This is a genomic window from Acidithrix ferrooxidans, from assembly GCF_000949295.1.
Classification (GTDB): domain Bacteria; phylum Actinomycetota; class Acidimicrobiia; order Acidimicrobiales; family Acidimicrobiaceae; genus Acidithrix; species Acidithrix ferrooxidans.
The window spans coordinates 1-10,416 of the sequence record NZ_JXYS01000040.1; the positions used below are offsets into that span (position 1 = coordinate 1).

The window sequence follows — 10,416 nt, forward strand, 5'->3', positions numbered from 1 at the left end:
AAAGGGGCGTTTGTCGTGGGTGTTGTCACCTTCAGCTTTCCATCTCTGAAAGCTACGTAGTGACAGTCCAAGTTCCTTGACCGCTAGTCTAAGCCTAGCTCCGCCGTTATGAGCTTCCTCAATAAGTTCTACTTACAAGTAGGGGATCTGAAGGGGAGGTCATTCGACCTCTTTGTCCCCGACAGGTCGCCTGGGCTTTTCCTTAGCAACTCCAGCAATGTGTAAGTTTCTGCGAGTGCCTTTTCTTTTCTATTTAGCTCTGACTCGAACTTCTTTGATCTGACCTTCTCACTTGCTAGTGCAGATCTGTATTTGGATACCGCTTCACCAGTCTTGTCATTCGCCTTTGAACAGGTAATACGCCAGTCATTTAGCTCTTCTTTTAAGATTCCCTTTGTGCGAAGGTATTCTCCAAGTTGCAACTCAGACATTGTTGCAGTTGCGAGCACGGCTTGGAACTTAGCCTCTGAACTCCATAAACTGGCTGGAGTTCGCTTAGTTGGATCTTGGCGATCTATCTGGTCCTTTAATTCACGATTCCAGATGTAGATAGTTGTCTTTGGTATCTGGACTTGTTTAGCCAAATCGGCGATTGCACCTCTGGGTGCATTGGGATCTGACAACAGCTCCCTCAGCCTCTTGACAACAGCTTCTTTTTGATCCTTGGGATAAGCCTTCATCGTGTTCGATCAAAGTTCTCGCCCTGCATGGTTGGTATTCTATTCGAATAGATGCCAACTCCCTTGACACCTAGGGTGGCTGTGGGCGCGATGTGATCCTGAACCGTGTCGTCCGAATACATCCAGCTACAGATGCCTGTGGATACATTGCACTGGGCGCGCTTTATCACTGTGTAATACTTGTGCGTATTCGGATCCCATTGCAGTGACGCCCCACTCGCCAGGAGGGACAGTAACTTTGTAGGAGTAGCCTTCGGTTTGGCTATTGTTGATGTTGAAGCCTACCGCACTGCTGATGTCGGAGACTGATATGTTTATGGAACCGCCGATTTGCGCCGAGACCGTTACCGCGTAGTTGCATTGTTGCTGCGCAACGTTAGGTCTTGCGGTCGCGAAACCACATTGCACCCAGTCGCCTGAGTGATATCCCTGAAAGGTCTTTTGGACCTGGTAAGTCGGATAGATCTAATAGAGAGGTCTCATGTGCTCGGTTTGACTCGCTGTAGTCGCCCATGCGGCAGACCCAGTCATTCCGACCGCCACAGTCGATAACGCCAATGCCCCAATCCAACTCCGATCCTTCCTGATATTCTTTTACTACCCACTGTGAACATCCCCCCCTCGTTATTGGCTATCATGCTGATAGCGTTCGTCTATATGGCTCATAAAGCGAGTTCGCCTATCGTGGATAAGCCCTTGATCGATTGGTTCTGCTATAAATCATTCCATGGCAACCACATCCGTAGTCATAGAACACTGGTGGTAACGCTAACCATTTATTTTTTGCCAGACATCTGCCCAAAAGATGATTTCGAGGTCTTTTGAGCTTTAAATTCCTGGAAGATTACCCTCAAAAGACACCTAGGGTATGGTCTTTCTGGCTTGCAAAGCAAGTTGGAACAAACTGCCATACTCTAGAGTCAATGGATCTAAAAGTAGGCAAATGCAACAACTGTCCTGAAACTCACCGCTTACCTTACAGGAAGATTGACAACCTATCTGCAACCGTTGTTGGACCATCTCTCACAATCGCCGATGGACTAGCCACTGCTGTCTTCATCGCAGGCTTAGAGATCTTTGATGCAGTTGCGGCACTCGATGGAAACGAGTGTGCTCTCACAAAAGGAGATAGAAGGCTATATGCCACTAAGAACTTTCCATTTATCCGATAGCGTACTCGCCCAGGCGAACTCCTGCTATTTGAGTAGCTTGGCCAACTAATGCCCCACTAGAGTCCCATGCGTAACATCTTTCGTCGACCAATTGACCCTGAATTAGGTTGGCACGCTGCATTATCCACAGCGACCCAGGTGCTGGCCTCGTACGAACGTAGGTATTTAGCGCTAGTGTCGGCACCCAGCCAGACCGTTCGATCTCAAAGGTTGCTGGCGGAAAAGAGTCCAGGGCATACTGAAGCGAAACCGAGTCAAAGTCTTCACCCTCTGGAAGTCTCAACCATCCCCGTAACTCGCCACTGCCCGATGGAAAGTTTTCGCTATATATCTTGACGTTGGGATCAAGTCGAATATCAACCTGTTCCATAATCGCAGCTTTGAAACCTCCAGGGGATTGAACTGGAATGCTAAGACACTGATCCCATGGAGTAACCGATTGGAATTGCTCATCTCGCTCCCAATAAGGCTTTGCCAATGGATCAAAAGTGGTGACAACTGTTGTCACCACAAGACAAAGTTGGCCCCCTTGAGTCATTTGCCCACCGAGTTGAGCAAAGTTGCGCCCGCTGCGATATAAAGTAACATCTATCTCGACGGGCCCTGGATCAGGAGATATCAGATATGTGCAGTTTGAGGATAAGACATCGCCAAAGCTTGTCTCGCTAAGGATTGCTCGGTCGACCAAAGCCAAGAGGTAACCGCCATTTGGCTTACCAGCGATGGTGAAATCCTCATCTACGATCGCACCATAATGACCCTCACCTATCTTTTCCAACTTAGATACACCCGAAAATAACTTCTTCAAAACCACTCCCTGCACCGCATCTCAACTAAGAGATAGATCCTAACTTCCTAGAGCCAACTACTACTTAGATGAAAAACATGTGGAAGATTTGGCCTTAGCTCGCCAACAAATTCCACTCCGAGCACCAGCCCAGGAATATAGAATAAATTTGCTCGAGCGCTAGCGCTTCGTAGCCATAAGGGTAAAGCTCAAAGGCAATTGGACCCAGCCATCGGGTTGGACGAAGTGTTCATTTGTGCTCTTGGTCATTCCTTCAGCATTCAAAAACGAGGTCCAAGAATGTTCTTCAAGATGCGTGATAACAAAGCCCCGAGACGTTAGCGCCGTGACTATCTCGCCGATGGAATGATTCCAGATGTAGGTTTTAAATGTGCCTAGATCATCTGAACCATCCACATAGCTTCCTTCGGACTCGTCTATCATTGGTGAATCCTTCTCGAAGTAGTCACCCGAGAGGGACCAATTTCCATCCACCCGCTCAACCATTTGCGCCAAAGGGTGGACCTCATGCATAAAGAGCACTCCGCCCTGCCTTAGAAGATGATCGACAGCCTTAGCCCAAGAATCAATCTTTGCTATCCAGCAGATAGCACCTAAGCTCACATAGACAAGATCAGCCAAATCTTTAACAAAGGTTACTGCAACCTCTTCAACTGAACATATTTCAAAGCTGCATCGCTCAAAAAGGCCAACTCTACGAGCTAACTCTCTCGCCTTTTCAATTGCAGTCTGCGAATAGTCGATTCCGATCACCCTCGCGCCTGCTGCAGCGATCGACAAAGAGTCCTTCCCGAAGTGGCATTGCAAATGCACAACGTCTTTATCGGTTAGATCCCCAAGAAGATCTTCTTCTCGCTCTCGCATTGAAAGACCAGTCGAGAGCCACTTGTCGACCTCGTAAAAGTCAGAGTCAAAGTGCGACTCAACCACCGCCTCCCAATAACCTCTATTGGCGGCAATCATCTCATCTTCACCCAGCACGTCTACCCCTATTCTCAAATGGCCTCGAGATCTTATATCCGCGCCAGAAAGCCATGACACACAAATGCTAGATACAACTAGCCAATAGTCCCTGTACTTGCAAGGTCAAAGAGCCACATCCAACACCAACTACCAAGATAATCCTAGCCAGGGTTACTTCTTCGACATTGTTTGACTGCGTCAATCAAATTTCATATCTAAATTCAGCCCACGGAAGCTCCAGCTCCAACCGGCGAATCGAAAGTTGATTCAAAGCAGCAATCGTCGCATCTCTGACACAATGCATTTCGGAACGGAAAAATCCAATTTTACAAATTGCAATTTACTAAATATGCAACTCTACGCGCAAGAAAGGGTGACCGTGCCCTGGTGAATTTCAATTGAGCCACAAAATCACTGCTACCCTGTTCAGCTCTATATTGGCGTAGCTCCTGACACCTGAAGTTAGTAGTCTATTATTGCTGCCCATGCGTAGGTTCGACAAACCTAATCCTTCGATTTCATCTTTATGGAGCCAGATCTACATTGATTCATTTCTGTGATCAGATACGTTCGCGAGCCTCTTGGTGCACTTCACCCAAAGAAGACCTTTTGTAAAGGCTGGAGTTGTCAAGGCTGGGGCATCCTAAGTTTTCTCAGCTACCCCATCGAAAAACGCTCGCTCTGCGGCAATAGAAAACCGTCCCATTTTGAGGCTATCCGGTTCATGATCCTAGATTAATGCCAGGTTTGGTGAAGTTGTCCTAAAAGCTAGTCAATAGCTAAACGAGATTCACCAAGGCAATCAAACACTCTTTCTTGGGTAATAATGGCTTCAAACGTCTAGGCAAATTACCATTTATAGATGAGAGGTTCTAACGGGCCGAGCTTGTCTGAATAAGGCAACCTCTACTAGAAAAAAGCGACAGAAAAGGCCAACCCGACCACACAACTAGCTGGGGTATCTCCTTGTTTTGTACCATCTGGAGAAGAGATAAGAGCAGTAGGACAACTTCATTGGCTAATGGCAAGGAGTTCCGTCTTCCATTGTTGAACAGGGTATAACAGAGGCCTCACTCCTATGTAATCTTGTAATCTGGTGTCATCTTCGACGACGATCAAACGATTACCACCCAGCCCAAGCGAGATCTAAACGATGGGTTTTAAATCTATCTCCAAAGATTCCCTCCATGGCTGCTTAATCTATAATATTCCACTCCGATACAACCTCGCTAGCACCACCAAGATGACTTCCACTCCCCGGATGACTTCATAAAAAAGATCTCGTGATCCTTGCCAGCGTTAAAGCCTTAGCGGCTCTAAAATCGCATCCATGTTTGCTCAAACTCCCCAACCACCATATACCGCTGTGATATTTACCTCGATTCTCTCTCGGGACACCGAAGGCTACATGGAGGCTGCCAAGGAAATGGAACACCTAGCCAAAATCCAAGATGGATATTTAGGGATTGAAAGTGCTCGCGACGACCTTGGTATTACGGTTTCATATTGGCGCGACGAAGATTGTGCACAAAGGTGGAAGCATGTGATGGAACATGAGGCGGTGCAGCAGATAGGAAGGCAAAGGTGGTATCAGGCCTATAAGGTTCGCATTGCAACAGTTAACCGCGCTTATTGAGTTCTATTTTGAGTTGATTCCGAACTGATCGAGGCAACTTTTACCTATCAGAAAGAGATCTGTTCTACCCTGAATACGCCACATTGAAACGACAGGCCTCAGCTTGGATCAATGCAGACCCAAAACTGATTTCTATCTGCGCCGCCAAATCGAAACGACTGCAAGGAATAAACCTTCACCTTCATCAAAAAGAGCGACCTACAGGTCCGAGTTCACTTATCGAATAACTTAACAGAGTCAATTAAATAGTTAACTCGACTGTTGACTCGTTTGACTTGCAAATAGTAGGAAGTCCGACTATCTTATATCATATGAATATGAATGACCTACATCTCCCAGATGGTCCAATAAGGTTCGTAACTGCCGCTTCACTCTTTGATGGCCACGATGCTTCGATAAACATAATGCGCAGACTTTTGATGTCCCAGGGCGCCGAGGTCATTCATCTAGGTCACAATCGTTCAGTCAAGGAGATAGTCGAGACTGCTATCGAAGAGGACGTTCAAGGCATCGCCCTTAGCTCATACCAGGGCGGACACGTAGAGTTTTTCAAATATCTTGTAGATCGTCTCAAGGAAGAGGGCTCCGACATCAAGGTCTTTGGTGGTGGAGGTGGCGTTATCGTCCCTCATGAAATCGCCGAACTGGAGCAATATGGGGTAGCAAAGATATTCTCACCAGAAGATGGACAAAAATTAGGCTTAGTAAAGATGATCAACCTGCTGATAAAAGCTGCCGATCACCGAATTCCTCTCATAACCGCTGATAATGTCGCACGAATTCCACTTCGCGACCCCAGGGCGATCGCTAGGGCTATAACAAATATCGAAGATGGGACTCTTGATGAATCATCCAAAAACGCGATCAGCCAATACGCCAGCGCCGGGCACAAAGGCGTCATCCTTGGAATAACCGGAACTGGAGGTGCCGGTAAGTCATCACTCACCGATGAACTTATTCGTCGCCTTAGAATTGATCACTCGGACAAGATCTCAATCGCAGTGCTTGCTATCGATCCAACGAGGCGCCGTGGTGGTGGCGCTCTGCTTGGAGATCGTATCCGGATGAATGCGATCGATTCCCCAAATATCTTCTTTAGGTCAATTGCAACCCGCGGTGCTTCTAGTGAAATTCCAAGTTACACCGCGCAGATACTCGAAGTACTCCAAGCGGGAGGCTTCGACGTAATTATCGTAGAGACCCCTGGAATCGGACAAGGAGACACTGCAATAACTGCGATTGCGGATCTTTCACTCTATGTAATGACACCCGAGTTCGGAGCTGCATCCCAACTCGAAAAGATCGACATGATCGACTTCGCAGATGTCATCGCCATCAACAAATTTGATCGCCGCGGTGGCGAAGATGCACTTCGCCTAGTCGCACGTCAGTGGGTTAGAGAGCACTTTTCAAGTGGCCTAAAGGTTAACGACGCCCCGGTCTTTGGCACGATTGCATCAAGGTTTAACGACGACGGCACAACCGCCCTCTATAAATACATTTCAAGTCTCATTGCACAAAGAAGAAGCGATCTAGTTGGAACACAGATCAAGGGGACCCAAACCCGTCATTCAACCCACGAGCGACAGATAATTCCAAACGATCGTGTTCGTTACCTCTTTGATGTAGCTACGACAATTCGTGGATATCACCAATTCACCCTCAAAACTGCCGAACTGATCAGGAAACTAGAAGCACTTCAATATACACAAACGCTACTTGAAATCCCCCAACTCGCTAACGAGATATCGTCGCTGGAAGATGCGATCGGCCAAAACGAACTTCAAGTCGTAAAGCATTATCAAGAGACCAAAGAGCAAATTTTAGCCAAGAACCATAGTGAAAGCTACAACAGGATTTCGCTATCCGGCAATGAAATTCCTGCTATCAGCTTTCCCCGATATAGCTCAAAGGCTGATATCTATCGCTTTGTCAAGAGCGAAAATCTCCCTGGCCACTTTCCTTATGTAGCGGGAGTATTTGCCTATCGTCGTCGCAATGAAGACCCAGCCAGAATGTTTGCAGGAGAAGGTGACGCCTTTCGAACAAACCGCCGCTTTCACCTCTTGGCAAAGGGGCAAAGTGCAACTCGTCTCTCAACCGCCTTCGACTCTGTCACCCTCTATGGCCGTGACCCAGATCTGCCCCCAGACATCTATGGCAAAATTGGCACCTCTGGAGTGTCAATAGCAACCCTTGACGATATGAAAGTCCTCTATAGCGGCTTCGACCTCTGCGACCCCAAGACCTCAGTCTCGATGACCATCAATGGCCCCGCCCCAACAATCCTTGCCATGTTCTTCAATACGGCAATCGATCAGCAGTTAGAGATCTTTGAAGCAAATCTGGGACGAAAACCAACCACCGCGGAACAAAGCGAGATCGAAGCGCATGTTCTATCGACAGTACGAGGAACAGTTCAAGCCGATATCCTAAAGGAAGACCAAGGCCAAAATACCTGCATTTTTTCAACAGAATTCTCGCTCAAGGTAATGGGTGATATACAAGAGTTCTTCGTTGAGAACGCCGTGTCCAACTTCTACTCAGTCTCTATATCTGGATATCACATCGCTGAAGCAGGTGCCAACCCCATAACGCAGTTAGCTTTTACCCTTGCTAACGCCTTCACTTACGTGGAGGCATACCTTGCGCGTGGTATGAACATAGATGCATTCGCTCCCAACCTCTCATTCTTCTTCTCCAATGGAATGGACCCTGAGTACAACGTCATTGGTAGGGTAGCCAGGCGAATTTGGGCGATAGCGATCAAGAACATCTACGGCGGCAACGACCGTTCACAACGCCTCAAATATCATATTCAAACGTCAGGTCGATCTCTTCACGCCCAAGAGATCTCATTCAACGACATTAGAACGACGCTTCAAGCACTTTGTGCAATCTACGATAACGCCAACTCGCTCCATACAAATGCCTACGACGAAGCGATTACGACGCCAACCGATGAATCCGTACGGCGTGCCCTAGCTATTCAGATGATCATCAATCGAGAGTGGGGGCTGACAATGAATGAAAATCCGCTGCAGGGAAGCTTTGTCATCGACGAATTGACTGATCTTGTAGAGGAGGCAGTCCTCAAGGAATTAGAGCGGATCTCGGAACGCGGTGGCGTGCTAGGTGCCATGGAAATGGGCTACCAACGAAGCAAAATCCAAGACGACTCAATGTATTACGAGGAGCGAAAGCACTCAGGTGAGCTACCAATCATCGGGGTCAATACCTTTTTAGCTCCTGAAGACTCCAATCAACCACAGATTGAACTCAAGCTAGCCCGTGCTACCGAGGAAGAAAAGATGGGACAAGTTCAAAGAGTCGCCCAATTCAAAGAAAAAAACAAATCCGAAGCAGAATTAGCTCTAGAGCGGCTCCAAGCCGTAGCATTGGAACACGGGAATATCTTTGGGGAGCTGATGAAGACGACTCGAGTAGCTACCTTGGGTCAAATCACAAATGCGCTCTTTGAAGTTGGCGGGATCTACCGCCGTAATGTGTAGCTTAAAATGATGGAGGTTCCATGCAACTGAAAGTGAATCTGAATACACATGGACGATGACTTCGATCCGATCGCCGAGGCTAAGGCTAATTGGGACAAACGATGGCCCGAACATTCTACCTACATGGCTGCAGCAACTTCAATCATGAGAGCCCAGCAGCTGATACTGAAGGCTGCCGACGACTCCCTAAAGCCCTATGGACTCACCTTTGCTAGGTACGAGGCGTTGATGCTTCTCTCTTTCACCAAGAAAGGGGAACTTCCGCTAAGCAAATTAGGACAGCGCCTCATGATCCACCCAACATCTGTCACCAATATCATTGACAAGCTTACAAGTGATGGACTGGTAGAGCGAATATCTCACCCTACCGACAGGCGAACGACGCTAGCCCGCATTACAGATCTTGGAACGAAATTGGCGCAAGAAGCAACAAAAGCAATTCATGACGTAGATTTTGGAATAGGACATCTCAAAGAAAATCAAAATCTCGAACTCATCAAACTGATTAACGCTGTTAGGGGTTTAAGCAAATAATCCGCAAGACCACCTGCAAGGAAATCCCCGACACCTCTCGACCACAATACAACTAAGCGACAGGGTTCAGTCAGCACTTGGTGCCGAAGAGGTTTTTTGACAAACTTCCCCTAATTCAGCCGCCATTACCGTGGGAAACCCAGTCCAAGTCGCTCAACTATCGCAATTACCCGTTGATATCGCTTGGCTGGGATTATTTCTGGTTATTCAGCGAGCCCGGCGAGCCAATCAACCCCACGCCTGGAGAGGTCCAGATTGGATTCCGAACCGTATAAAACAACATACTTATCAAGTTTCGTAAGCAAGAGCCATTTTGGAATCAGATTCGCGGAGTAGCGGATGTGGAGACGCAAACACACATGTATTGAGAAGTCGCTCTACCAAGGACATTTCAAAGTGCCTTCGGTTGAATCGGTATGCGAATTCCTCGAGGTAAAGTTGCTTATGTTCCTCACGTCCGTGGTATGTTCCGTCGATAAATTTCTTGCAGTTCCCTATCAGGATGTTGAGCCATTTGAATGTTACATGTGCTTGTTCGTCTTTGGATAGAGTGATCGAATGCGCTAGTCCAAGGTCTCGAGCACATACCCCGTAACTTGGGTTACCATCACTTATCAGCTTGGTATCGGAATCTAAACGTCTCACAAAAACATCTTTGAATGATTTAGCAGTGGTATCTTTGATTACTTCCATGAAGCAATGAGTAGGAGCACCATTGCTAATCGACACTCCAATTAGGACATTGGTTTGTTTTGTTCCCTTTCCTCTTCTGCCTTCGCCATGGCTCTCACCACCTAAAAAGAACTCATCTACCTGGACGTTTCCTCCAAGTTTATATAAACCATTTCGGTCAGCCATTGCTTTTCGTAGCTTATTTAGCATCAACCAGCCAGTCGAATAAGATACTTGAACGAATTTAGCAATGGTAGTAGCCGAAAGACCACGCTTGTCGTTGGACAATAGATAGATAGCGGAGAACCACTTGGATAAAGAGATATGGCTTCGATGGAAGATGGTTCCGGAGGTAACGCTAGTTTGACGGTGACAAGATTTACATTGAAAAAAGTGGAGCTCGAGATGCTGCATTTCTTCGATGGTTTGGCCTGATTAA

The 10,416-nt window shown here is 47.2% G+C and carries 8 protein-coding genes and 1 pseudogene; 4 read left to right on the plus strand and 5 right to left on the minus strand.

Annotated features, from left to right (window positions below; translation table 11 throughout):
- Positions 1-128: 128 nt before the first annotated feature.
- Both AXFE_RS08035 and AXFE_RS08040 read right to left on the minus strand, forming a co-directional pair.
- Positions 129-680 (minus strand): hypothetical protein, encoded by a 552-nt coding sequence (locus AXFE_RS08035; RefSeq protein ID WP_052605368.1) that lies wholly within the window; start codon positions 678-680, stop codon positions 129-131.
- 376 nt (positions 681-1,056) lie between these two features.
- Positions 1,057-1,251, minus strand: coding sequence for a hypothetical protein (locus tag AXFE_RS08040; RefSeq protein ID WP_052605369.1), 195 nt, complete (start codon positions 1,249-1,251; stop codon positions 1,057-1,059).
- Between the two features lie 352 nt (positions 1,252-1,603).
- Here AXFE_RS08040 and AXFE_RS08045 point away from each other — a divergent pair, with 352 nt between their 5' ends.
- Positions 1,604-1,852 (plus strand): hypothetical protein, encoded by a 249-nt coding sequence (locus AXFE_RS08045; RefSeq protein ID WP_152625949.1) that lies wholly within the window; start codon positions 1,604-1,606, stop codon positions 1,850-1,852.
- Here the strand turns inward: AXFE_RS08045 and AXFE_RS08050 are convergent.
- Positions 1,842-2,660: a thioesterase family protein gene (locus tag AXFE_RS08050; protein ID WP_160291779.1), complete on the minus strand. Its 819-nt coding sequence runs from the start codon at positions 2,658-2,660 to the stop codon at positions 1,842-1,844. The two genes, AXFE_RS08045 and AXFE_RS08050, sit on opposite strands and share 11 nt — an antisense overlap.
- 159 nt (positions 2,661-2,819) lie before the next feature.
- On the minus strand, positions 2,820-3,641 hold the full coding sequence (locus AXFE_RS08055; RefSeq protein WP_052605372.1) for a class I SAM-dependent methyltransferase: 822 nt from the start codon (positions 3,639-3,641) through the stop codon (positions 2,820-2,822).
- Positions 3,642-4,953: 1,312 nt separating this feature from the next.
- Between AXFE_RS08055 and AXFE_RS08060 the strand changes: the two genes are divergently transcribed.
- From AXFE_RS08060 to AXFE_RS08070, 3 genes are all read left to right on the plus strand, one after another.
- Complete coding sequence (locus tag AXFE_RS08060; protein ID WP_052605373.1) at positions 4,954-5,259, plus strand: antibiotic biosynthesis monooxygenase family protein; 306 nt, start codon at positions 4,954-4,956, stop codon at positions 5,257-5,259.
- A 317-nt stretch (positions 5,260-5,576) separates the two neighbouring features.
- Positions 5,577-8,771: a fused isobutyryl-CoA mutase/GTPase IcmF gene (icmF, locus tag AXFE_RS08065; protein WP_052605374.1), complete on the plus strand. Its 3,195-nt coding sequence runs from the start codon at positions 5,577-5,579 to the stop codon at positions 8,769-8,771.
- Positions 8,772-8,819: 48 nt separating this feature from the next.
- A complete protein-coding gene (locus AXFE_RS08070) occupies positions 8,820-9,305 on the plus strand; it encodes a MarR family winged helix-turn-helix transcriptional regulator (RefSeq protein ID WP_052605375.1) in 486 nt (161 codons plus the stop codon).
- A 288-nt stretch (positions 9,306-9,593) separates the two neighbouring features.
- Here the strand turns inward: AXFE_RS08070 and AXFE_RS08075 are convergent.
- A pseudogene (locus tag AXFE_RS08075) lies at positions 9,594-10,416 on the minus strand (IS1595-like element ISAxf1 family transposase); the annotation flags it as partial.

Excerpts from the sequence above, each read along its gene's own strand:
- AXFE_RS08070 (WP_052605375.1), top strand. The coding sequence starts at position 8,820 with ATGGACGATGACTTCGATCCGATCGCCGAGGCTAAGGCTAATTGGGAC.
- AXFE_RS08045 (WP_152625949.1), top strand. The coding sequence starts at position 1,604 with ATGGATCTAAAAGTAGGCAAATGCAACAACTGTCCTGAAACTCACCGC.
- icmF (WP_052605374.1), top strand. The coding sequence starts at position 5,577 with ATGAATGACCTACATCTCCCAGATGGTCCAATAAGGTTCGTAACTGCC.
- AXFE_RS08060 (WP_052605373.1), top strand. The coding sequence starts at position 4,954 with ATGTTTGCTCAAACTCCCCAACCACCATATACCGCTGTGATATTTACC.
- AXFE_RS08035 (WP_052605368.1), bottom strand. The coding sequence starts at position 680 with ATGAAGGCTTATCCCAAGGATCAAAAAGAAGCTGTTGTCAAGAGGCTG.